This window comes from Streptomyces sp. CoH27 (genome assembly GCF_020181035.1).
Classification (GTDB): domain Bacteria; phylum Actinomycetota; class Actinomycetes; order Streptomycetales; family Streptomycetaceae; genus Streptomyces; species Streptomyces camelliae.
Window position 1 is genome coordinate 1 of record NZ_JAIQYY010000006.1, and the last position, 21,052, is coordinate 21,052.

22 protein-coding genes are annotated in these 21,052 nt (G+C 70.4%); 4 read left to right on the forward strand and 18 right to left on the reverse strand.

Going from position 1 to position 21,052, the window contains the following annotated elements; genetic code table 11:
* Positions 1 to 143: 143 nt before the first annotated feature.
* The 3 genes from LE548_RS10695 to LE548_RS10705 all read right to left on the reverse strand — a co-directional run bounded on the left by LE548_RS10695 (position 144) and on the right by LE548_RS10705 (position 5,298).
* A complete protein-coding gene (locus LE548_RS10695; protein WP_225096459.1) occupies positions 144 to 1,727 on the reverse strand; it encodes a TROVE domain-containing protein in 1,584 nt (527 codons plus the stop codon).
* A gap of 494 nt (positions 1,728 to 2,221) precedes the next feature.
* On the reverse strand, positions 2,222 to 3,673 hold the full coding sequence (locus tag LE548_RS10700) for an alkaline phosphatase PhoX (protein ID WP_225096460.1): 1,452 nt from the start codon (positions 3,671 to 3,673) through the stop codon (positions 2,222 to 2,224).
* A 197-nt stretch (positions 3,674 to 3,870) separates the two neighbouring features.
* On the reverse strand, positions 3,871 to 5,298 hold the full coding sequence (locus LE548_RS10705) for a hypothetical protein (RefSeq protein ID WP_225096461.1): 1,428 nt from the start codon (positions 5,296 to 5,298) through the stop codon (positions 3,871 to 3,873).
* Positions 5,299 to 5,581: 283 nt separating this feature from the next.
* Between LE548_RS10705 and LE548_RS10710 the strand changes: the two genes are divergently transcribed.
* Positions 5,582 to 7,408 carry an endonuclease/exonuclease/phosphatase family protein gene (locus LE548_RS10710; protein ID WP_225096462.1) on the forward strand — a complete coding sequence of 609 codons (1,827 nt, stop codon included), beginning with the start codon at positions 5,582 to 5,584 and terminating at the stop codon, positions 7,406 to 7,408.
* Positions 7,409 to 7,417: 9 nt separating this feature from the next.
* On the opposite strand, the gene LE548_RS10715 is transcribed toward LE548_RS10710, so the two are convergent.
* From LE548_RS10715 to LE548_RS10730, 4 genes are all read right to left on the reverse strand, one after another.
* On the reverse strand, positions 7,418 to 8,167 hold the full coding sequence (locus tag LE548_RS10715; RefSeq protein WP_225096463.1) for an SRPBCC domain-containing protein: 750 nt from the start codon (positions 8,165 to 8,167) through the stop codon (positions 7,418 to 7,420).
* Positions 8,168 to 8,181: 14 nt separating this feature from the next.
* Entirely contained in the window at positions 8,182 to 8,790 is a 609-nt protein-coding gene (locus LE548_RS10720) for a helix-turn-helix domain-containing protein (RefSeq protein ID WP_225096464.1), read from the reverse strand.
* A 100-nt stretch (positions 8,791 to 8,890) separates the two neighbouring features.
* Positions 8,891 to 9,622, reverse strand: a complete 732-nt coding sequence (locus LE548_RS10725; RefSeq protein WP_225096465.1) for a hypothetical protein — start codon at positions 9,620 to 9,622, stop codon at positions 8,891 to 8,893.
* Positions 9,619 to 9,792, reverse strand: coding sequence for a hypothetical protein (locus tag LE548_RS10730; RefSeq protein WP_225096466.1), 174 nt, complete (start codon positions 9,790 to 9,792; stop codon positions 9,619 to 9,621). The genes LE548_RS10725 and LE548_RS10730 overlap by 4 nt, the downstream gene beginning before the upstream one ends.
* Before the next feature lie 168 nt (positions 9,793 to 9,960).
* On the opposite strand from LE548_RS10730, the gene dapA reads away from it, so the two are divergent.
* Together dapA and LE548_RS10740 are read left to right on the forward strand one after the other, a co-directional pair.
* On the forward strand, positions 9,961 to 10,866 hold the full coding sequence (gene dapA, locus LE548_RS10735) for a 4-hydroxy-tetrahydrodipicolinate synthase (protein ID WP_225096467.1): 906 nt from the start codon (positions 9,961 to 9,963) through the stop codon (positions 10,864 to 10,866).
* Positions 10,867 to 10,910: 44 nt separating this feature from the next.
* Positions 10,911 to 11,417, forward strand: coding sequence for a hypothetical protein (locus LE548_RS10740; protein ID WP_225096468.1), 507 nt, complete (start codon positions 10,911 to 10,913; stop codon positions 11,415 to 11,417).
* A gap of 62 nt (positions 11,418 to 11,479) precedes the next feature.
* Here the strand turns inward: LE548_RS10740 and dapD are convergent, their stop codons facing one another.
* From dapD to LE548_RS10755, 3 genes are all read right to left on the reverse strand, one after another.
* Positions 11,480 to 12,466: a 2,3,4,5-tetrahydropyridine-2,6-dicarboxylate N-succinyltransferase gene (dapD, locus tag LE548_RS10745; protein WP_225096469.1), complete on the reverse strand. Its 987-nt coding sequence runs from the start codon at positions 12,464 to 12,466 to the stop codon at positions 11,480 to 11,482.
* A 73-nt stretch (positions 12,467 to 12,539) separates the two neighbouring features.
* Positions 12,540 to 13,073: a TetR/AcrR family transcriptional regulator gene (locus LE548_RS10750; RefSeq protein WP_225096470.1), complete on the reverse strand. Its 534-nt coding sequence runs from the start codon at positions 13,071 to 13,073 to the stop codon at positions 12,540 to 12,542.
* On the reverse strand, positions 13,073 to 13,396 hold the full coding sequence (locus tag LE548_RS10755) for a multidrug efflux SMR transporter (RefSeq protein WP_225096471.1): 324 nt from the start codon (positions 13,394 to 13,396) through the stop codon (positions 13,073 to 13,075). The genes LE548_RS10750 and LE548_RS10755 overlap by 1 nt, the downstream gene beginning before the upstream one ends.
* A 128-nt stretch (positions 13,397 to 13,524) precedes the next feature.
* Between LE548_RS10755 and LE548_RS10760 the strand changes: the two genes are divergently transcribed.
* Complete coding sequence (locus LE548_RS10760) at positions 13,525 to 14,322, forward strand: AbfB domain-containing protein (protein ID WP_225096472.1); 798 nt, start codon at positions 13,525 to 13,527, stop codon at positions 14,320 to 14,322.
* A gap of 74 nt (positions 14,323 to 14,396) precedes the next feature.
* Here LE548_RS10760 and LE548_RS10765 read toward each other — a convergent pair whose 3' ends face one another.
* The 8 genes from LE548_RS10765 to LE548_RS10800 are packed head-to-tail and all read right to left on the reverse strand — an operon-like array spanning position 14,397 to position 20,951.
* The gene (locus LE548_RS10765) at positions 14,397 to 14,729 is read right to left on the reverse strand and encodes a metal-sulfur cluster assembly factor (RefSeq protein WP_225096473.1); all 333 of its coding nucleotides are present in this window, start codon (positions 14,727 to 14,729) and stop codon (positions 14,397 to 14,399) included.
* Positions 14,726 to 15,193: a Fe-S cluster assembly sulfur transfer protein SufU gene (gene sufU, locus LE548_RS10770; protein WP_225096474.1), complete on the reverse strand. Its 468-nt coding sequence runs from the start codon at positions 15,191 to 15,193 to the stop codon at positions 14,726 to 14,728. Before sufU ends, LE548_RS10765 begins: the two co-directional genes overlap by 4 nt.
* Before the next feature lie 18 nt (positions 15,194 to 15,211).
* The gene (locus tag LE548_RS10775) at positions 15,212 to 16,468 is read right to left on the reverse strand and encodes a cysteine desulfurase (protein ID WP_225096475.1); all 1,257 of its coding nucleotides are present in this window, start codon (positions 16,466 to 16,468) and stop codon (positions 15,212 to 15,214) included.
* Positions 16,465 to 17,229 (reverse strand): Fe-S cluster assembly ATPase SufC, encoded by a 765-nt coding sequence (gene sufC, locus LE548_RS10780; RefSeq protein ID WP_225096476.1) that lies wholly within the window; start codon positions 17,227 to 17,229, stop codon positions 16,465 to 16,467. Before sufC ends, LE548_RS10775 begins: the two co-directional genes overlap by 4 nt.
* Positions 17,230 to 17,236: 7 nt before the next feature.
* A complete protein-coding gene (locus LE548_RS10785; protein ID WP_225096477.1) occupies positions 17,237 to 17,560 on the reverse strand; it encodes a non-heme iron oxygenase ferredoxin subunit in 324 nt (107 codons plus the stop codon).
* Positions 17,557 to 18,741, reverse strand: coding sequence for a Fe-S cluster assembly protein SufD (gene sufD / locus LE548_RS10790; protein WP_225096478.1), 1,185 nt, complete (start codon positions 18,739 to 18,741; stop codon positions 17,557 to 17,559). Before sufD ends, LE548_RS10785 begins: the two co-directional genes overlap by 4 nt.
* Before the next feature lie 57 nt (positions 18,742 to 18,798).
* The gene (gene sufB, locus LE548_RS10795) at positions 18,799 to 20,220 is read right to left on the reverse strand and encodes a Fe-S cluster assembly protein SufB (RefSeq protein ID WP_225096479.1); all 1,422 of its coding nucleotides are present in this window, start codon (positions 20,218 to 20,220) and stop codon (positions 18,799 to 18,801) included.
* Positions 20,217 to 20,951, reverse strand: coding sequence for a metalloregulator ArsR/SmtB family transcription factor (locus LE548_RS10800; protein WP_225096480.1), 735 nt, complete (start codon positions 20,949 to 20,951; stop codon positions 20,217 to 20,219). The genes sufB and LE548_RS10800 overlap by 4 nt, the downstream gene beginning before the upstream one ends.
* Between the last annotated feature and the right edge of the window lie 101 nt (positions 20,952 to 21,052).

A 21,052-nucleotide genomic window follows, 5' to 3' on the forward strand; every position in this document is an offset into this window, starting at 1 on the left:
GGGCATCCGCTGGGGCGGACGCCCCCTCGCCGCCGCGGCCTGAACGACCCGGCGAACCTATGCGGTCAGAGCACTAGAACGGCGCGCTGTACGCGTTCAGGCCGGCACGGTGAGTGCGGGCCACGCTCGGGGCCGGATACCGCTCAGGCCTGCCACGGCCAGTTCGCGTCCTGGGCCGACTCCAGCAGGGACACCATCCGGAATGCCGCGTCCGACAGGCCGCCGAAGGTGTGCCGGTTGCCCGTGCCCGACGGGCCGTGGCCCGCCCGGTAGCCCTCCAGGTTCCAGGTGTAGACGGGCACGTGGGCCGGGATCTGGGCGGTCGGGTCGCCGTGGCGGTTCGGGGTGTACTGCTCGTCGGTGACGATCAGCACCCGGTCGTGCTTCTTGTAGTGCCGGCGCACCGCGTCGGTCGTGTCGGTGCCGCCCAGGTCGCCGAAGCGGTCCAGGATCTTCAGCACCGACTCGCCCTTGCGGAACGTCACCGCCCTGCTCGTCGTACCGAACTCCACCAGGTCGGCGTCCGCCGCCCGCAGCGCGAGCGCCGTGCCGAAGACCGCCGCCGCGTCGGCCCGGCTGAGCTGGGACCGCTCGGAGACCTGCGACCAGAACATCGAGCCCGACCGGTCGACGAGCACCAGCGTCCGGCCCGGCAGCGCGGGCACGTTGGCCAGCGAGTGGCCGAGCGCCTGCTCCAGCGGGTAGGACCAGCGCAGCGACGGCGCGTGCTGGTACGCGGCGAGATACCGGAAGGGGAACTGCCGCGAGCGCGTGACCTCCGCCGGGTCGCTGATCCGCGCCGCGACCCGCGCGGCGACCTCGTCCGAGACACCGGCCTCGTCGAAGTTGCGCAGGTTGCGGACCAAGGCCATGGTCCCCATCGACGGAATGACCGCCTCCCAGGCCGCCTTGTCCATCGGGCCCTGGAGCCAGCCGGCCAGCGCCTCCCAGGTGAGCCCGGCCGCCGCCAGCCGCTCGGCGCCGCCCTGCGACGTGACGACCGCACGCCGCTCGGCCACCGGCAGTGCCATCAGCTCGCGGTGCGCGGTGAGCACCGGCAGCGCCGCGGGCGGCACCGCCGTGTCCGGGTTGTGCCGGCGGTCGAGCGCATAGCGGAACAGCTCGCCCTGCCACGGCTTGTCCGGGTCGGGCGCCGCGTGCACCAGGTTGAGGATGTCGCCGAAGCGGTAGCCCTTGGCGGCGGTGTCGTACTTCAGCAGCGACTTGGCGTGGTAGAGCCGTCGTACGGCGTCGGCGACGCCCCGCTTGACCGGCTTGGGGATCGCGCGGCCGTACGTCGCCGTCCAGTACGCGAGGAGCTCGCCCGGCTCGTCCGGGCGCTGCAGCACGCAGTCCACGACCTGCCGGTTCGAGGGGCCGTCGGTCGCGCCGGCGGTCAGCCGGGCGTGCACGTACTCGGCGGCGCCGACGATCGACGCCGTCCGCATGTTGCCCTCACCGCGCAGCCAGCGCAGCAGCCCGGCCGTCCAGTCCGGGTCGCTCACCGCGAGGTCGCGGACCAGGCGGGTGAAGCGGTCGTCGCGGTCGGCGCCGCTCTCGTAAAAGGTCTTCTGCGAAACGAGGTTGGACACGGCCAGCAGGAACAGCTCGGAGCGCGGCTCGCGCTCCTGGCCCCGGCCGCCCTCGTAGGTCCGCAGGACCCGGCCGGTCGACGTGACCGCCGACTTCACCTGCGCCTTGGCGGCACGCGTGTTGAATCGCGCCATGGTGAATTCCCCCGAATTCGTTGCCATTTCGGAGGGAGGCGCGGCAGAAGGAGGGTGTCCGAGGTCGGGAGTCGGCGGCGGGACTATTGCCTGGCGCGTCTTCCGTTCCGCCACACCGGCCGTGGGCCGGTGACGGGATTCGAACCCGCACCCTTTCGGACCAGGTCCTGAAGTATCCGCTGCCTGCGCACCGGACACCCACCATGTGTCGCGCCTCCCGAGATCAACTCGGCGGCGGCTGATTTTCATTCCTGGAAAGGGAAGTAGCCGCTGCCCTCGCACCGGGAGGTGCGTGAAGTTTTCGGTGTCCAGAGATCGAGGCCGGCGGAACCGACGTGTTGGTGCTCTGACCCCTGAGCTACACCGGCCTGTTGGAGCCGGTGGCGGGACTCGAACCCGCGGCCTCCCCGTTATGAGCGGAAGTAGGTCCTGCCTGTCGCACCTGGACGTGGATCACTCTAGGGGGACGGCCACGGTTCGAGCGAATGAATTAATCACCGCTTCTGCCGCTTCCAGGGTCCGGTGATGGCGAGCATGATGCCCGGCGTCTGGATGTTGGCGTACAGGGTCCTGCCGTCGGGCGAGAAGGTGACGCCGGTGAACTCGCTGTATTCCGGCTCGGCTTCGGTACCTATGTTGAGTTCGTTGCGGGCGATCGGATAGGTGCGGCCGCTCTCGGTGGCGCCGAACAGGTGCTGGATCCCCTCGCCGTCCTCGGCGATGACGAGGCCGCCGTACGGGGAGACGGTGATGTTGTCCGGGCCGTCGAAGGCGCCGTCCTCGGCCGGGGCCCGGTTCACGCCGAGGAGGACCTTGAGGGTGAGGGTGCGGCGGCGCGGGTCGTAGAACCAGACCTGGCCGTCGTGCTGGAGGGGGCTCTCCTCGCGGGCGTAGGAGGAGACGATGTAGGCGCCGCCGTCACCCCACCACATGCCCTCCAGCTTGCGGGCGCGGGTGACCTGGCCGTCGGTGAACTGCTTGCGCACGGAGACGGACCTGGCGTCACGGTCGGGGACGTCCACCCAGTCGACGCCGTAGACCGTGCCGGTCCTGGTGGCGCGGGAGAGGTCGTCCACGAACCGGCCGCCGGAGTCGAAGCACCGGAAGGCCTGGAGGATGCCCGCGTCGTCGGCGAGGGTGCGCAGCCGGCCGCGGCCGTGACGGAAGCCCTCCGGCGGGGTCCAGCGGTACAGCAGGCCGTTGGGGCCGGACGCGTCCTCCGTGAGGTACAGATGGCCGCGCTTGGGGTCCACCACGACGGCCTCGTGCGCGTACCGGCCGAGGGCCTTGACCGGCTTGGGGTCGCGGTTGGCCCGGCGGTCGGCGGGGTCGACCTCGAAGACGTAGCCGTGGTCCTTGGTCATGCCGTTGCGGCCGGCCTTGTCCTCGGTCTCCTCGCAGGTCAGCCAGGTGCCCCAAGGAGTGCTGCCGCCCGCGCAGTTGGTGGCGGTACCCGCGATGCCGACCCACTCCGCGACCTCGCCGCCACGGCGTACCTCGACCACCGTGCAGCCTCCGGAGGCGGCGGGGTCGTAGACCAGGCCCTCGGTGAGCGGCACCGGGTGCGCCCACTTGGACCGGGGGCCCGCGAGTTCGTGGTTGTTGACGAGGAGCGTGGTGCCTCGGGGGCCCTCGAAGGCGGCCGTGCCGTCGTGGTTGGACGGGGTGGACTCGCCCGTCTCCAGCCTGGTCCTGCCGCTGTAGGTGATGACACGGTAGGTGAAGCCCTCGGGCAGGGCGAGGATGCCGTCCGGGTCGGCGATCAGCGGGCCGTAGCCGACCTCGTGCCGGTGGCCCTGGGCCGGCCCGCCGTCCGCGCTCTCGACGTCGTCCGTGGCGGCCAGGGCGCCCGGGGCGCTGGCGAGCGCGCCGACGCTGCCCGCCAGTGCGACCCCGGCACCGGTGAGGGCGGAGGTCCTGGCGAAGTCCCTGCGGGTGAGCGACATGGTGTCTCCTGAGACGGTGGGAGTGCCGTGGAGGGTGGCGGTGCTCGGTCCGCCGCTCACGCTCGCGCCCGCTTCTGAACACCGGCTGAACGTCGGGCGACGTCCGCGACCCTTGTTCAAGAATCCGTATACGCCACCCCATGGGCAACCCAAGGGGAATCCTCCTCGGGGTGGCCCACCATGCACTCCCGGCCCGCTCAACTCCCTTGCTGGGAGCGTGCCTTGAACGCGGCCTTCCGTGCCTCCTTCGCCACCTTCTTGTCCGGGTGCAGCCGGCCCATCGCCTCCAGCACATCGGCGGTGGCGGGATGCCCCACCCGCCAGGCCGCGGCGAAGAACCCGCTGTGCTGGGCGGCCAGCCCCTCCACCAGCGCCTGCAGCTCCTCGGAGTTGCCCTCGGCGGCGAGCTGGGCGGCGACGGTGTCGATGGTCAGCCAGAACACCATCTCCTGGGACGGCGCCGGCACCCCGGCAGCGCCCTGTTCGGTCAGCCACACCCGGGCGAGGCCCCCCAGCTCGGGATCGTCCAGCACCTCACGCAGCGCGGGCTCGGCCTCCGCGCCGATCAGCGACAGGGCCTGCTGGCAGCGCAGCCGCCGCAGCGGCGCGCCTTCGTCGGCTCCGCGCGCGGCGGCGAGCAACTCCCGTGCGGCGCCGAGCGGTTCACGCCGGGTCAGCCACTGCTCGGTCTCGGCCTGGGCCGCCGACGGCCCGAATCCGGCCGTGCCGTCGAGCAGGGCGTCCGCGCCCTTGTCGGCGAGTTCGCCGACGGCCGGCGCCTCGAACCCGGCCTCCAGCAGCCGCGCCCGCAGCCCGTACACGCCGAGCGGGGTGAGCCGGACCATGCCGTAGCGGGTGACGTCGGTGTCGTCGACCGCCGCGGCGGGTTCCTCTTCGCCGTCCGCCATCAGGGCTTCGTCGACGGGCTGGTACTCGACCAGCCCGATCGGCTCCAGCGTCCGGAACTGGTCGTCCAGCCGCATCATCGCGTCGGAGACCTGCTCCAGGACGTCGTTGGTGGGCTCGCCCATGTCGTCGGGGACGAGCATCGAGGCGGCGAGCGCGGGCAGCGGTACGGGGCCGTCGCCGGAGCCGCCCTCACTCACGGTCAGCAGATAGAGATTGCCCAGGACGCCGTCGAGGAACTCGCCCTCGGCCTCGGGGTCCCAGTCGAGTGACGAGAAATCGACCTCGCCGCCCTCCTCCAGCGCGTCGACCAGATCGTCCAGATCGGGTACGGCTGCGTCGGCGAGGACGGTCTCCAGGGCGGCGAGCCACACCGTGAGCACGTCCTGCGGGGAGCCGCCGGTGAGCAGCTCCAGCTCCTCCCCCGCACGGACCGTGCCGTTCTCCTCGTCCGCGATCTCGACCAGGCCGGCGTCCACGGCGACCCGCCAGGCCTCACTGGCGAGGGCGGCGGCGTCGTCTCCGGTCAGTCCGAGCAGTTCGGCGGCGGCCGGAAGCTGCTCCTCGGCCAGGCCGCCGCCGGCGTCCACGCGGGTGCCGGGCCCGGCCCAGCGGGCGAGGCGGGCGGCGCGGGAGAGCAACGGCGTGGACAGCGCGGCGCGCGCCAGCTCCGCTTCGGGGTGCAGCCGTACGGGCGGCAGGGGGGAGCTGTCTGACATCGGCTGGATCTCCTCGGACCGTGAACGGGCTCAGCCGCTCAGCCTAGACGGATTTCCACCCATGCCGCCCGGTTCATCTCTCCGTCGGCTTCCGTACATGGCCGAAACCTTGACAACTCCCTTACCCAGGTAAGAGATTGACGCGCGTAGAAGTTGGGGGGACAACTGTTCACTCGGCTCTGCGCGCGTGACGGAGGGCTACGCGCCCCGCACGCTCCCGTACCACCGGCACCACCCGTACACCCTCGTCCCGGCACTCAGTCATGTCCCCGGAGGGAATCCCTTGCCGAGCAGGTCTTCCGCGCGCCTCGCCGCGCTCACCGTCGCCGCCGTCTGCAGCGCGGCGTCCGCCGTCGTCCTCACCTCCCCGGCGCACGCCGACTCGGTGCGCATCCACGACATCCAGGGCACGACCCGGATCTCGCCGTACGCCGGCCAGAGGGTGACGGACGTGCCCGGCATCGTCACGGCCACGCGCGCGTACGGCTCCTCCAGAGGCTTCTGGATACAGGACCCGAACCCGGACGACGACCCGCGTACCAGCGAGGGCGTGTTCGTGTTCACCAGCTCCGCGCCGAAGGTCGCGGTCGGCGACTCGGTGACGGTGACCGGCACGGTCTCCGAGTACGTCCCGGGCGGCACCTCCTCCGGCAACCAGTCGGTCACGGAGATCACCAAGCCGACGGTCACCACCGTCTCCACGGGCAACCCGGTCCCGGCACCGGTCGTCATCGACGAGAACTCCGTACCGGACGAGTACACCCCGGCCGGCGACACCGCCGCGAACGGCTCGATCAACGGCCTGGCCCTGGAGCCGTCGACGTACGCCCTGGACTACTACGAGTCCCTGGAAGGCATGAACGTCCAGGTCGAGGACGCCCGCGTGGTCGGCCGCACCGACCCGTACAGCGAGCTGTGGGTCACGGTGAAGCCGCACGAGCACCGCAGCCGCCGCGGCGGCACGGTCTACGGCTCCTACGACTCCCAGAACACCGGCCGGCTCCAGATACAGTCGCTGGGCGCGACCGCCGACTTCCCGAAGGCGAACGTCGGCGACACGCTCACCGGCACCACCACCGGCCCGCTGGACTTCAACCAGTTCGGCGGCTACACCCTGGTCGCGAGCCGGCTCGGCACCCTGAAGAGCGGTGGCCTGGAGCGCGAGACCACGCGCAAGCAGTCCAGCCGCGAGCTGGCGGTGGCGACGTACAACGTCGAGAACCTCGACCCGTCGGACACCACCTTCGCCGCACACGCCTCCGCGATCGTGAACAACCTCCAGTCGCCGGACATCGTGTCCCTGGAGGAGATCCAGGACGACAACGGCGTCACGGACGACGGCACGGTCGACGCGAGCGTGACCGTGAACAAGCTGATCGACGCGATCGTCGCGGCCGGCGGCCCGAAGTACGACTGGCGCTCGATCAACCCGGTCAACGACCAGGACGGCGGCGAGCCCGGCGGCAACATCCGCCAGGTGTTCCTGTTCAACCCCGAGCGGGTGTCCTTCGTGGACCGCGCGGGCGGCGACTCCACCACCGCGGTCGGCGTGACCAAGGTGGCCGGCAAGGCCGAGCTGACCGTCTCGCCGGGCCGCATCGACCCGGCGAACGCGGCCTGGAAGGACAGCCGCAAGCCGCTGGCCGGCGAGTTCGTCTTCCGCGGCAAGACCGTCTTCGTGATCGCCAACCACCTGGTCTCCAAGGGCGGCGACCAGGGGCTGGCCTCGCAGTACCAGCCGCCGACGCGCAGCTCGGAGATCCAGCGTCACGCGCAGGCGACCGAGGTGAACGCGTTCGTCAAGGACATCCTGAAGGTCCAGAAGAACGCGAACGTCATCGCGCTCGGCGACATGAACGACTTCGAGTTCTCCGGCACCGCGAAGATCCTCGAAGGTGACGGCGAACTGTGGTCGGCGATCAAGTCGCTGCCGAGGAGCGAGCGTTACACCTACGACTACCAGGGCAACGAGCAGGTCCTGGACCAGATCCTGATCAGCCCGGCGATCCGGCGCGGCTGCGACGTCGAGTACGACAGCGTGCACATCAACTCGGAGTTCAACGACCAGATCAGCGACCACGACCCGCAGGTGCTGCGCTTCCGGCCGTGATCAGGGTGGTCACGCTTGGCTGAACACCTCGTTCAGCCAGGTCTGCCACGCGCTCTCGTTCGCCTCGGCGTCGGCGTCCCGCGCGAAGTCGTGGACGCTGATGCCGAGCGGGGCACCCCAGTGGCCGCGGCCGAAGAAGCGGATGAGGGCGTCCTCGGTGCGCAGCCCGATGAAGTACGGGTTGCGGTAGTCGAGCACGGCGTCCAGGGTCCGCCCGCCGGGCCCCCGGGCGGCGACCTTCGTCCCCGCGGCCGCGTCGTCCGAAAGCCCCAGGGCGTGGCCGACGGCGGCGAGCGCCCGCGGGGTCGCCGAGACCGCGGGGCCGTTCAGCTGGGCGAAGGTGACCGGGCGGGGCGCGAAGTGCGTCAGGTACTCGCACAGGGTGTGCAGATAGAAGTTGGTGTGCTTGCTCGCGCCGTCGTACTGGTTGTTCCAGTCGTCGGTGAAGATGCCGCTGTGGACGTAGCGCACCCAGGCCCGGCGGCCCTCGTCGCGGGGCTCGATGGTGTAGTCGAGCTGGTTGGCCGACTGGGTGGGCATGCCGACGTTCTCGCTGCGGTTGGTGTAGCGGTGGGGCGGGTCCCAGGCGGTGACGGTCGAGCCGAAGGGGCCGGAGCCGCCGACGCGGGGCTCGGGCGGGTCCATCGGCCAGAGGTAGGCACCGGATGCGTTGATGACGGCGTCCCACACCTGCTCGGGCGGGACGTCGACCTCGAACTCGCGGACGATCTCGAATTCCTTGGGCGATTCCTTGGACATGGCGGGGCTCCTGCTCACTGATCCAGCGCGGGGGTGGGCTGTTCCTTGACCGTGGGGTGGAGGGCAACGACGATCCGGTGCTCGCGGCCGCCCTCGGCGTCGGGGGCGTCGTACTTGCGGATGAGGGCGCTCACGCCCGCCGTCAGCTCCTGGACGAAGGCCGCGCGGTCGGCGGCGGAGGCGAAGCGGAGCTCGCCGTCCAGAGCGTAGGTCGCCAGTTGCCTGCGGGCCTTGGTGGCGCCGGTGATCAGCGCGCCGACGTCGCGCACCAGACGGGCGCCGAGGGCGAGCAGCCAGCGCGCGGAGAGCTGGTCCCGGAAGCGGGCCGGGTCCGGCTGCACGGCGGGCAGGGCGGCCGGTGAGATGACGTACGACGCGGCGGTGGCACGCATCAGCCGCTCGGTGACATTGCCCTTGCGGCGCTCTCCGGCCAGTTCGACCAGGCCGTGCCGCTCCAGCGCCTTGAGGTGGTAGTTCACCTTCTGCCGGGGCAGTCCGACCTTGCCGGCCAGCATCGCCGCCGACGCGGGTTCCGCGGCCAGCTCGGCGAGCAGCCGGGCCCGTATGGGGTCCAGCGACACAGCCGCCGCCTCGGGGTCCTCGATCACGGTCACGTCCAGCATGCGTCCACCCTCGCACCGAAAACTTTTTTTGTCCAGACGGATCAAGTTTTCGGTGTGAGGGTGCACGAGAGAGCGACGTGAGCCCGCGACCGTCAGACCGTCAGCCCTGTTCTCCGCGTTCGCCGAGGCGGGCGAGCTGGCTCTGGAACCAGTCGAGGCGCGCCTGCAACAGCGCGGCCTCGGCGACGAGTTCGGGCACACCGAGCTCCGCGCCAAAGGCGCCGGAGGTGCCGGAGGTGCCGGAGGCCGGATCGGCCGCCGGGAGCGCCGGGAGCGCCGGGAGCGCCGCACCACCGCCTCCCCCGGCCACCACCCGCAGCCCCTCCCCGGCCAGCCGCGCGAAGCCGGCGAGCGAGACGGACGTACGGCCGCGCAGGCAGCCGGCACAGGAGGGGACGAGGGCGCGCCAGCCGGGGCGGCCCCAGCCGGCGTCGGCGAGCGCGACGGCGCCGGCCCCGCAGCCGCAGGGGCCGGTGACGGCCGAGCGCACCCGCTGGCGGGCGTAGCGGAATCCGCGCTCGAAGCGGATGTAGGCGCCGAGCACGGAGACTTCGAGCAGCACGGCGTCCCGGTGCTCGGCGGTGCACAGCATGGCCTCGGCGGCCGCGCGGTCATGGACACAGTGGAAGCCGCAGTCGCACAGCCGTGCGGGCGGGCGGTGCCGTCTGCCGTAGACGCAGGAGGCGTCGTCGAGCACGCCGTACGGCAGCGCGCCGCCGAGCGACACTCCGGTGAACGCGGCCCGGGTGCCGTCCTGGGACAGCACCGGGTGGGCGATCTTGTATCCGGTCGGCGGCTCCGTCGGGCGTTCCGCCGGGAGCCGCAGTCTCATCGGGTGGCCGGGACCTCTTCGCGGGCGGCCGGCTCGGCCGGTTCGACGGTGGCGGTGTCCTCGGCGAGCGCGATCCCCTCGACGCGGACGGTCTCTTCGCGGGCGGTCTCTTCGTGACCGAGCGGCCGCTCCTCGGCGACTCCGGTGGCCAGTGCCTTGCCGAGCTTCATGGTGCCTCCCATGAGTGACGTCGGTGACCCTTCGGCCATAGTGACCCATGAGGGGCCGAGTTGGACACAGGGCCTTCGGTCGCAGAGCCCGACGTCTCAGCAATGCTTAGCTATATATCTAAGAAGAATTAAGTAGAGCTTCATCGTGGCGCTGCCGAGACTACCTGTATGACGACGACACGCAAGCCCCCCGCCCCCTTCGGCCGCACCCTCTGCGCGATGATCACGCCGTTCACCGTGGTGGGCGCCCTCGATCTGGACGGGGCCCGGAGCCTGGCCGCGCGGCTGGTGGCGGAGGGCTGCGACGGCCTGGTGCTGAACGGCACCACCGGCGAGTCGCCGACCACCACGGACGCGGAGAAGGCGGAGCTCGTCGCGGCCGTCCGGGACGCGGTCGGCGCCGGCGTCTCCCTGGTCGCGGGCGTGGGCAGCGCCGACACCCGGCACACCGTCGAGCTGACGCTCGCGGCCGAGAAGGCGGGCGCCGACGGGGTGCTGCTGGTGACGCCGTACTACAGCCGGCCCCCGCAGGAGGCCGTGGAGGCGCACTTCCGGCAGGTCGCCGACGTGAGCGGCCTGCCCGTGATGCTCTACGACATCCCGGGCCGCACCGGCACCCGGATCGAGCCGGAGACGATGATCCGGCTCGCCGAGCACCCCCGGATCGTGGCGGTCAAGGACTGCTCCTACGACTTCCTCGGCACGCAGAAGGTGCTGGCGCACACGGAGCTGGCGTACTACGCGGGCTGCGACGAGCATGTGCTCGCGCTGTACGCGGTCGGCGCGGCGGGATGTGTCAGCACGGTCGCCAACGCCGTGCCCGGCCATGTCGCCGCGATCCTCGACGCCTTCGACGCGGGGGACACCGCGCGCGCCCGCGAACTCCAGTTGCGGGCCACGCCGTTGATCGAGGCGATGATGGACGCGGGCCTGCCGGGCACGGTCACCGCGAAGGCCCTGCTGGCCCGGCTGGGCCTGCCTGCGGGCCCGGTGCGGGCACCTCTGCTGTCTGCCGGGCCGGAGGCGGCCGACGGGCTGCTGGCGCGGTACGAGGAGCTGACGGCGGCCCGCTGAAAAATTCCGGCGGGCCGGCCGCCGCCCTGCCGTACGGTGTTTTCGTGAGCCGCCTCCTGCTGTTCCTGGACGTCGACGGCCCCCTCAACCCGTACGCGGCGCAGCCGGAACGCCGGCCGGAGGGCTGTACGACGATCCGGGTGCCCTTCGCCGCGCGGCGCCCCCTGCGGGTCTGGCTGAATCCGGACCACGGGCCGGCACTGCTCGGGCTCGGCTACGAGCTGGTCTGGGCGACGACCTGGATGGCGGAGGCCAACATCTGGATCGCGCCGGTCGTCGGCCTGCCCACCGATCTGCCGTACGTCGACTTCGGCGCCGGCTTGTTCGCCTTCCGGCCCGACGAGGTGCACTGGAAAACGGAGGCGATCGTGGCGTACGCCGACGGCCGGCCGTTCGCCTGGGTGGACGACGAGCAGAGCCCGGCGGACGTCGCGTATGTGGCGGCTCACCACCCCGGCCCGGCCCTGCTCCACCACGTCGACCCGCGGGTCGGCCTGCGGGAGGCCGACTTCGCGGCGCTGCGGGAGTTCGCGGCGGCGCTTCCCGCATGACGAAAGCGCCCTCCACTCCGCGGTGAAGGGCGCTTTCGTCAGCTGCCGTGCGTCGCCTTGCGTCAGTTGTGGCTGTGCAGGATGTCGTTCAGGCCGCCCCAGACCGCGTTGTTCGGGCGGGCCTCGACCGTGCCGGTGACCGAGTTGCGGCGGAAGAGGATGTTGGAGGCGCCGTTCAGCTCGCGGGCCTTGACGATCTGGCCGTCGGGCATGGTGACCCGGGTGCCCGCCGTGACGTACAGGCCGGCCTCGACCACGCACTCGTCGCCGAGCGCGATGCCCACGCCCGCCTCGGCGCCGATCAGGCAGCGCTCGCCGATGGAGATGCGCACGTTGCCGCCGCCGGACAGGGTGCCCATGGTGGAGGCGCCGCCGCCGATGTCCGAGCCGTCGCCGATGACGACACCGGCGGAGATCCGGCCCTCGACCATCGACGTGCCGAGCGTGCCGGCGTTGAAGTTGACGAAGCCCTCGTGCATGACCGTGGTGCCCGCGGCCAGGTGCGCGCCGAGGCGGACCCGGTCGGCGTCGGCGATGCGGACGCCCTTCGGGGCGACGTAGTCCGTCATGCGCGGGAACTTGTCGATCGAGGTGACCTGGAGGTGCAGGCCCTCGGCGCGGGCGTTGAGACGCACCTTCTCGATGTCGTCCACGGCGACCGGGCCGAGCGAGGTCCAGGCGACGTTGGCGAGGTGCCCGAAGATGCCGTCCAGGCTCTGGCCGTGCGGCTTGACCAGGCGGTGCGAGAGCAGGTGCAGGCGCAGGTAGACGTCGTGCGCGTCGATCGGCTTCTCGTCCAGCGAGGCGATGACCGTGCGGACCGCGACCACCTCGACGCCCCGGCGGGCGTCCGGGCCGACCACCTTGGTCGCGCCCTCGCCCAGCAGCTCGGCCGCCTGCTCGGCGGTCAGCCGCTCGGTGCCGGCCGGGCCGGGCTGCTCGACCAGCTCGGGGGCCGGGAACCAGGTGTCGAGAACGGTGCCGTCGGCGGCGATCGTGGCGAGACCGGCGGCGACGGCGCCGGTGGTGCGGGAAGCAGAGTCGGTCATGTACCAAAACCTAACGTGAGCGGGGTCGCGGAGGCGAACCGGTGCCGGGGTGTCTCACGTGCCGGGCACGGCTTCAGGGGATCAGACGGGCCAGCGCGGCGCGCGCGTACTCCTCGTCGTAGGAACCGCCCGTGAGCAGCACCTGCAGACAGATGCCGTCCATGAGCGCGCACAGCGCGCGGGCGGTGACCGGGTCCGTGCGCCGGGCCAGCAGCGCGGAGGCGTTCTCGGTCCACTCGGCGGCGACGGGGCGCAGCGCGGGACGGCGCAGCGCGGCCAGATACAGCTCGTACTCCAGCTCCACGCCCGTGCGCTCGCCGCCCAGCCACTCGCCGAGGGTGCGGGCCAGCTCCGCCGCGAGGTCGCCCCCGACGCCCTCCGGCAACCGCTCGGCGAGCACCCGGCCGAAGCCCTCGTTCGCCTGCCGGAGCGCGGCGACCATCAGCTCTTCGAGGGTGGCGAAGTGGTACGTCGTCGAGCCGAGCGGTACGTCCGCCTCGGCGGCGACGGAGCGGTGGCTGAGCCCGGCGATGCCGTCCCGGCCGACCACGCGGATCGCGGCGTCGATGATCCGCTGCCGGCGCTCGGGGTCGTAGCGGCGGGCCATCAGTGGCTCGCCCCGCCCAGGTTCAGCACCACGACCCCGCCGATGATCAGCAGGATCCCGGCGACCTTGGTGACGTTCAGCCCCTCCCCGAACAGCAGCAGCCCGAGGACGGCGATGGTCGCGGTGCCGACGCCGGACCAGATCGCGTAGGCGGTGCCGATCTGCACCGTCTTCAGCGTCCGGGCGAGCAGCGCGAAGGAGACGACGTAGCCGAGCGCCGTCACGAGCGAGGGCGCGAGCCTGCTGAAGCCCGCGCTGTACTTCATCGCCGTCGTCGCGGCGACCTCGGCGGCGATGGCGCCGGCGAGCAAGAGGTATCCCATGTGTACGAGCGTACACAACCGTTGCGTACGGCCGTACACAGGAGTCTGTCACGATCTCGGACGCGAAAAAGTTTCACTTTCACAGAAACCGCTCACTGGACACACTCCGGCCACTAATGTGCGGGCCCATGCCCGACCACACCCCCCATCCCTGGGAGCACGGCTGGACGGCCGACGCCTCCCGGACCCCTGGCACCCGAAGACTCTGGCTCGCCGGCGCGCTGGCCATCGCGGTCGTCACCGCCTGCGTCACCGCTCTGGCCGTGAACAGCACGGCCCCGCGGTCCGAGGCCGCCCCGCGACCGCCCGGCGCCCCGACGGCGGGCGGCCCCGGCCTGCTCTCCTTCGCCTCCCCCTCGGGAAGTACGACCGCTCCCCCGAAGGGCAGGAGCGGTCTGACCCCGGTGACCCCGCAGACGGCGTCCGCCTCCCCTCAGCCGGATCCGTCGCCGTCCAAATCGCCAGGCCATCAAGGGAGTTCACCGCAGCCGAAGCCGGCGCCGCAGGAAACGGGAACCTCCGTCCGCTCCGTCAACTACCCGGACCGCTACTGGCACATCAGCGGTGACTTCGTCCGGCTCGACCCGGTCGGCTCACCCACCGACCGACGCGACGCGACCTTCAGGGTGGTCAACGGCCTGGCGAACAGCGGCTGTTACTCCTTCGCCACGGCCGACGGCGGCTACCTCCGCCACCGGAACTTCCTCCTGCGCGCCGAACCCGACGACGGCACACCCCTGTTCCGCCAGGACGCCACGTTCTGCCCCCGGCCCTCCCCCTATCCTGGGGCGATCATGCTGGAGTCGGTCAACTACCCCGGCCGCTTCCTGCGCCACCAGAACTTCCAGCTGAAGCTGGCCCCTTACCAGAACACCGATCTGTACTGGGCGGACTCGGCGTTCACACTGGTGGACGGACTCGGCTGAGCACACCGAAGCGGCACAGCACAAAGCGGCGGCACCCCCCGAGCGGGTGCCGCCGCTTCACGCACGCTGTGGGATCAGACGTTGAACCCGAGCGCCCGAAGCTGCTCGCGGCCGTCGTCCGTGATCTTGTCCGGGCCCCACGGCGGCATCCAGACCCAGTTGATGCGCAGCTCGTTGACCAGACCGTCCGTGGCGGACTTGGCCTGGTCCTCGATGACGTCGGTCAGCGGGCAGGCCGCCGAGGTCAGGGTCATGTCGACGGTCGCGATGTTGGACTCGTCGATGTGGATGCCGTAGATCAGGCCGAGGTTGACGACGTCGATGCCCAGCTCGGGGTCGACCACGTCCATCAGGGCCTCGCGGAGTTCTTCCTCCGAGGCCGGCTTCATCTCGACGGTGTCGCTCATGCGGTCTTCCTTTCGGCTTCGGCGCCACCCAGCGCCTGGGCCGTCGCGTCCTTCCACGCCATCCAGCTCAGGAGGGCGCACTTGACCCGCGCGGGGTACTTGGAGACACCGGCGAACGCGACCGCGTCCTCCAGGACGTCCTCCATCGCGTCGTCCGGCTCGATCCTGCCCTTGGACTGCATCAGCTCCAGGAAGGTCTCCTGGATCTTCTGCGCCTCGGCCAGGTCCTTGCCGACCAGCAGCTCGTTGAGGACCGACGCGCTCGCCTGGCTGATCGAGCAGCCCTGGCCCTCGTAACTGACGTCCGCGATCTTCGTGCCGTCGTACTTCACGCGAAGGGTGATCTCATCGCCGCACGTCGGGTTCACATGGTGCACCTCGGCGTCGCCATCCCGCAGACCACGCCCGTGCGGGTTCTTGTAGTGGTCCAGGATGACTTCCTGGTACATCGAATCCAGCTTCACGGTTTCAGCTCACGCCTCTCAGCCGAAGAAGTTCCGTACGTGCTCCAGCCCCTCGACCAGTGCGTCGATCTCGGCCGGCGTGGAGTACAGGTAGAACGACGCTCGCGTGGTCGCAGGAATTCCGTAGCGCAGGCAGACGGGGCGCGCGCAGTGGTGGCCGACGCGGACCGCGATGCCCTGCTCGTCGAGGACCTGGCCCACGTCGTGCGGGTGGATGTCGCCGAGCGTGAAGGAGATCGCCGCGCCCCGGTCCTCGGCCGTCGTCGGGCCGATGATCCGCAGGTCCGGGACCTCCGACAGGCGCTTGACCGCGTACTCCGTCAGCGCGTGCTCGTGGGCGAGGATCTTCTCCATGCCGATCGAGTTGAGGTAGTCGATCGCGGCGCCGAGACCGACCGCCTGCGCGATCGGGGGCGTGCCCGCCTCGAACTTGTGGGGCGCGGGAGCGTACGTCGAGGAGTGCATCGACACCGTCTCGATCATCTCGCCGCCGCCCAGGAAGGGCGGAAGGTCCTCCAGCAGCTCCTGGCGGCCCCAGAGCACGCCGATGCCGGTCGGGCCGCACATCTTGTGACCGGTGAAGGCCACGAAGTCGGCCTGGAGGGCCTGCACGTCCAGCGGCATGTGCGGGGCGGCCTGGGAGGCGTCGATGCAGACCAGCGCGCCGACCTCCTGGGCGCGGCGGACTATCGCCTCGACCGGGTTGACCGTGCCCAGGATGTTCGACACCAGCACGAAGGAGACGATCTTCGTCTTCTCGGTGATGATCTCGTCGATGTTGGACAGGTCGAGCCGGCCGTCGTCGGTGAGGCCGAACCACTTCAGCTTCGCACCCGTGCGCTGCGCGAGCAGCTGCCACGGCACGATGTTGGAGTGGTGCTCCATCTCCGTGATGACGATCTCGGTCTCGTGGTCCACGCGGTAGGGCTCGTCGGCCCAGCCCAGCATGTTCGCCACGAGGTTCAGCGACTCGGAGGCGTTCTTGGTGAAGATCACCTCGTCACGGCTCGGCGCGTTGATGAACTCGGCGACCTTGTCGCGCGCGCCCTCGTACAGCGCCGTGGCCTCCTCGGCGAGCACATGCACACCGCGGTGGACGTTGGCGTTGTAGCGCTCGTAGTACTCGCTCAGGGCGTCCAGCACCTGGCGCGGTTTCTGCGAGGTCGCCGCGTTGTCCAGGTACACGAGCTTCTTGCCGTCGTGGACCAGCCGGTCCAGTACGGGGAAGTCCTTGCGGATCGCCTCGGTGTCGAGGAGGCCCGGCAGCTGTGTCACTCGGATGCGCCACCCTTCGTGTAAGCCTCGTAGCCCTCGTTCTCCAGCTTGTCGGCCAGCTCGGGACCGCCGGACTCGACGATGCGGCCGCCGGCGAACACGTGGACGTGGTCGGGCTTGATGTAGCGCAGGATGCGCGTGTAGTGCGTGATCAGCAGGGTGCCGACCTCGCCGGTCTCGCGGACGCGGTTGACGCCCTCGGAGACGATGCGGAGCGCGTCGACGTCCAGACCGGAGTCGGTCTCGTCGAGGATCGCGACCTTGGGCTTGAGGAGCTCCAGCTGGAGGATCTCGTGGCGCTTCTTCTCACCGCCGGAGAAGCCCTCGTTGACGTTACGCTCGGCGAAGGACGGGTCCATGTTGAGGCGCTCCATGGCCTCCTTGACCTCCTTCACCCAGGTGCGCAGCTTGGGGGCCTCGCCGCGGACGGCGGTGGCGGAGGTGCGCAGGAAGTTGGAGACCGAGACGCCGGGGACCTCGACCGGGTACTGCATCGCCAGGAACAGGCCCGCGCGGGCGCGCTCGTCGACGGACATCTCCAGGACGTCCTCGCCGTCGAGCAGCACGGTGCCGCCGGTGATCGTGTACTTCGGGTGACCCGCGAGGGAGTAGGCGAGGGTCGACTTGCCGGAGCCGTTGGGGCCCATGATGGCGTGCGTCTCGCCCTGCTTCACGGTGAGGTCGACGCCCTTGAGGATCTCCTTCGTGGCGTTGTCGGCCTCGACGGTGACGTGCAGGTCTCGGATTTCAAGCGTTGCCATGGGTGCCTCAGGACTCCTGGGTGAGGGAGACGAGAACGTCGTCCCCTTCGATCTTTACGGGGTATACGGGGACGGGACGCGTGGCCGGGAGGCCGGAGGGCTTGCCGGTGCGCAGGTCGAAGCTGGAGCCGTGCAGCCAGCACTCGATCTGGCAGTCCTCCACCTCGCCCTCGGAGAGCGAGACGTTCGCGTGGGAGCAGATGTCGTAGATCGCGAAGACCTCGCCCTCGGTCTTCACGACCGAGATGGGCGTGCCGTCGAGCTCCACCCGCTTCGGGGTGTCCTCCTCCAGCTCGCTCAGCCCGCAGGCGCGTACGAAGGTGCTGGTCATGCGACCGACGCCTCCAGCTCCTCCTCGATCTTGGCGAGCAGGCGCTCCTCGATGTCGGTGACACCGATCTGCTGGACCAGCTCGGCGAAGAAGCCGCGGACCACCAGGCGGCGGGCCTCGTGCTCCGGGATGCCGCGGGCCATCAGGTAGAAGAGCTGCTCGTCGTCGAAGCGGCCGGTGGCGGAGGCGTGGCCGGCGCCGACGATCTCGCCGGTCTCGATCTCCAGGTTCGGCACCGAGTCGACGCGCGCGCCGTCCGTGAGGACCAGGTTGCGGTTCATCTCGTAGGTGTCCGTGCCCTCGGCCTTGGCCTCGATGAGCACGTCGCCGATCCAGACCGCGTGCGCGTCGTCGCCCTGGAGCGCGCCCTTGTAGGCGACGTTCGACTTGCAGTGCGGGGTGTTGTGGTCGACGAGGAGGCGGTGCTCCTGGTGCTGGCCCGCGTCGGTGAAGTACAGGCCGAAGAGCTCGGCCTCGCCGCCGGTGCCGGCGTAGGCGACGCGCGGGTGCAGACGCACGAGGTCACCGCCGAAGGTGACCACGAACGACTTGAAGGTGGCGTCGCGGCCGATCAGCGCGTTGTGCTGGCCCACGTGCACGGCCTTGTCGTCCCAGTCCTGGACGGAGATGACGGTCAGCTTGGCGCCGTCACCGAGGACGTAGTCGACGTTGGCGGCGAGTACGGCGTCACCGGTGTGGTCGATGACGACGACGGCCTCGGCGAAGGCTCCGAGCTCGATCACCTGGTGGCCGTAGGCGACCCCGCCCTCACCGTGCACGGCGATCCGGATCGGCTCGGTCAGCACCATCTCCTTGGGGACGGTGACCACGCCGGCCTTCTCGAAGGCCGAGAACGCCTGGGCCGCGACGCGGTCCACCGGCGTGCCGGCCCTGCCGATGCGGGCGTCGTCGCGGCCGACGGTCTCGACGGTCACGCCCTCGGGGGCCTGGACGTCCACCTTCACGCCGTCACCGGTCGCGACCGCGGTGCCGTCGTGCAGCCCGCGCAGCCGCTCCAGCGGCGTGAACCGCCACTCCTCCTCACGGCCGTGGGGGACCGGGAAGTCCGCCACGTCGAAGGACGGGGGCGCGCTCATGCGCGTGGCGACGGTCGACTCGGCGGCCACCGCGATCTGGCCCGCGGTGGTCGAGCCCACGGGGATGTTCTGAGCCTCAGCCATGGCTGTCGGTCTGCTCGCTTTCTTACGTAAGGGCTTGATGGGAACGGCGGCGGATGCTTAGCCGACCGCGCCTTCCATCTGGAGCTCGATCAGCCGGTTGAGCTCAAGGGCGTACTCCATGGGCAGTTCCTTGGCGATGGGCTCGACGAAGCCGCGCACGATCATCGCCATCGCCTCGAACTCGCTCAGACCACGGCTCATCAGGTAGAAGAGCTGGTCCTCGGAGACCTTGGAGACGGTCGCCTCGTGGCCCATCGACACGTCGTCCTCGCGGACGTCCACGTAGGGGTACGTGTCGGAGCGGGAGATGGTGTCGACGAGCAGCGCGTCGCACAGCACGTTCGACTTCGAGCCGTGGGCGCCCTCGCCGATCTCGACCAGACCCCGGTACGAGGTGCGGCCGCCGCCGCGCGCCACCGACTTGGAGACGATGTTGGAGGAGGTGTTCGGCGCCATGTGGACCATCTTGGAACCGGCGTCCTGGTGCTGGCCCTCGCCCGCGAAGGCGATGGACAGGGTCTCGCCCTTGGCGTGCTCGCCCATCAGGTAGACGGCCGGGTACTTCATCGTCACCTTGGAGCCGATGTTGCCGTCGATCCACTCCATGGTCGCGCCCTCGTAGGCCACGGCGCGCTTGGTGACCAGGTTGTACACGTTGTTCGACCAGTTCTGGATGGTCGTGTAGCGGCAGCGGGCGTTCTTCTTGACGATGATCTCGACGACCGCGGAGTGCAGCGAGTCCGACTTGTAGATCGGGGCCGTACAACCCTCGACGTAGTGCACGTAGGCACCCTCGTCGACGATGATCAGGGTCCGCTCGAACTGGCCCATGTTCTCCGTGTTGATGCGGAAGTAGGCCTGGAGCGGGATCTCCACGTGCACGCCCGGCGGGACGTAGATGAAGGAGCCGCCCGACCACACGGCGCTGTTCAGGGAGGCGAACTTGTTGTCACCGACCGGGATGACCGTCCCGAAGTACTCCTTGAAGAGCTCCGGGTGCTCCTTCAGGGCGGTGTCGGTGTCGAGGAAGATGACGCCCTGCTCCTCCAGGTCCTCGCGGATCTGGTGGTAGACGACCTCCGACTCGTACTGGGCGGCGACACCGGCGACGAGGCGCTGCTTCTCGGCCTCCGGGATGCCCAGCTTGTCGTAGGTGTTCTTGATGTCCTCGGGCAGGTCCTCCCAGGACTCCGCCTGCTTCTCCGTGGAGCGCACGAAGTACTTGATGTTGTCGAAGTCGATGCCCGACAGGTCCGAGCCCCAGTTCGGCATGGGCTTCTTCTCGAACAGGCGCAGGCCCTTGAGGCGGAGCTTGGTCATCCACTCCGGCTCGTTCTTCTTGGCGGAGATGTCCCGGACGACTTCCTCGCTCAGACCGCGCTTGGCAGAGGCGCCGGCCTCGTCGGAGTCGGCCCAGCCGTATTCGTACTTGCCCAGGCCTTCGAGCTCAGGGTGGGCAGTCTCCGTGGGGAGAGTCATGCGGGGTTCCTCCCGGCCGTGCTTGCAGGTGCGTCAGTGGAAATCTTGGGGATGAACGTCGTGCAGACGCCGTCGCCGTGCGCGATGGTCGCCAGTCGCTGGACGTGGGTCCCCAGCAGCTCGGCGAAGATCTCCGTCTCCGCCTCGCACAGCTGGGGGAACTGCTCCGCGACGTGGGCGACCGGGCAGTGGTGCTGGCACAGCTGCTCGCCGACCGGTGCGGTGCGCGCCGTTGCAGCGTACCCGTCCACGCTCAGGGCCTTGGCCAGCGCTTCGGCACGCTTGTCGGGCGTGACCGCCTCGATGGCCCTGCGGTAGGCGCTCGCCTGGGCGGCGATCCGCGCGCGGGCGAACGCGGCGACGGCCTCGGGGCCACCGCCCTGCTCGGCGATCCAGCGCAGCGCGTCGGCGGCCAGCTTGTCGTACGACTGGTCGAAGGCGTCCCGGCCGCAGTCGGTGAGCGCGAAGGCCTTGGCGGGACGGCCGCGCGTACGCGTGCCGTACACCCGCTGCTCCCGCGCCTCCACGATGTCGTCGGCGACCAGGGCGTCCAGGTGCCGCCGGACGGCGGCCTGGGTCAGGCCCAGCCGGCCGGCCAGCTCGGCGACGGTCGACGGGCCGTGGTCCAGGATGGATCGCGCGACGCGGTTGCGCGTGGAACGCTCACCGGTCGCGAGCTCCTCCTGCGGGGCCCCCAGGGGGGTCTCCCGAGCCTCGCCGACGTTTTTCACAACGCCATTGTTGCGTAATTCCGCGGAGCCTGACAAGCGCCGTCCGGATCACCGGACGGTGCCCTGTATCACTTAGGCATACCTAATCCGACCTGCGGAAA

Bases quoted from the DNA above. Each gene is read 5' to 3' on its own strand.
- LE548_RS10700 (WP_225096460.1), bottom strand. From the start codon at position 3,673: ATGTCGCTCACCCGCAGGGACTTCGCCAGGACCTCCGCCCTCACCGGT.
- sufD (WP_225096478.1), bottom strand. From the start codon at position 18,741: ATGGCTGAGGCTCAGAACATCCCCGTGGGCTCGACCACCGCGGGCCAG.
- LE548_RS10730 (WP_225096466.1), bottom strand. From the start codon at position 9,792: ATGAAGCTCGGCAAGGCACTGGCCACCGGAGTCGCCGAGGAGCGGCCG.
- LE548_RS10785 (WP_225096477.1), bottom strand. From the start codon at position 17,560: ATGACCAGCACCTTCGTACGCGCCTGCGGGCTGAGCGAGCTGGAGGAG.
- LE548_RS10755 (WP_225096471.1), bottom strand. From the start codon at position 13,396: ATGGGATACCTCTTGCTCGCCGGCGCCATCGCCGCCGAGGTCGCCGCG.
- sufC (WP_225096476.1), bottom strand. From the start codon at position 17,229: ATGGCAACGCTTGAAATCCGAGACCTGCACGTCACCGTCGAGGCCGAC.
- LE548_RS10695 (WP_225096459.1), bottom strand. From the start codon at position 1,727: ATGGCGCGATTCAACACGCGTGCCGCCAAGGCGCAGGTGAAGTCGGCG.
- sufB (WP_225096479.1), bottom strand. From the start codon at position 20,220: ATGACTCTCCCCACGGAGACTGCCCACCCTGAGCTCGAAGGCCTGGGC.
- LE548_RS10705 (WP_225096461.1), bottom strand. From the start codon at position 5,298: ATGTCAGACAGCTCCCCCCTGCCGCCCGTACGGCTGCACCCCGAAGCG.
- LE548_RS10725 (WP_225096465.1), bottom strand. From the start codon at position 9,622: ATGAGACTGCGGCTCCCGGCGGAACGCCCGACGGAGCCGCCGACCGGA.
- LE548_RS10765 (WP_225096473.1), bottom strand. From the start codon at position 14,729: ATGAGCGACACCGTCGAGATGAAGCCGGCCTCGGAGGAAGAACTCCGC.
- dapA (WP_225096467.1), top strand. From the start codon at position 9,961: ATGACGACGACACGCAAGCCCCCCGCCCCCTTCGGCCGCACCCTCTGC.
- LE548_RS10715 (WP_225096463.1), bottom strand. From the start codon at position 8,167: ATGTCCAAGGAATCGCCCAAGGAATTCGAGATCGTCCGCGAGTTCGAG.
- LE548_RS10750 (WP_225096470.1), bottom strand. From the start codon at position 13,073: ATGGCCCGCCGCTACGACCCCGAGCGCCGGCAGCGGATCATCGACGCC.
- dapD (WP_225096469.1), bottom strand. From the start codon at position 12,466: ATGACCGACTCTGCTTCCCGCACCACCGGCGCCGTCGCCGCCGGTCTC.
- LE548_RS10760 (WP_225096472.1), top strand. From the start codon at position 13,525: ATGCCCGACCACACCCCCCATCCCTGGGAGCACGGCTGGACGGCCGAC.
- LE548_RS10720 (WP_225096464.1), bottom strand. From the start codon at position 8,790: ATGCTGGACGTGACCGTGATCGAGGACCCCGAGGCGGCGGCTGTGTCG.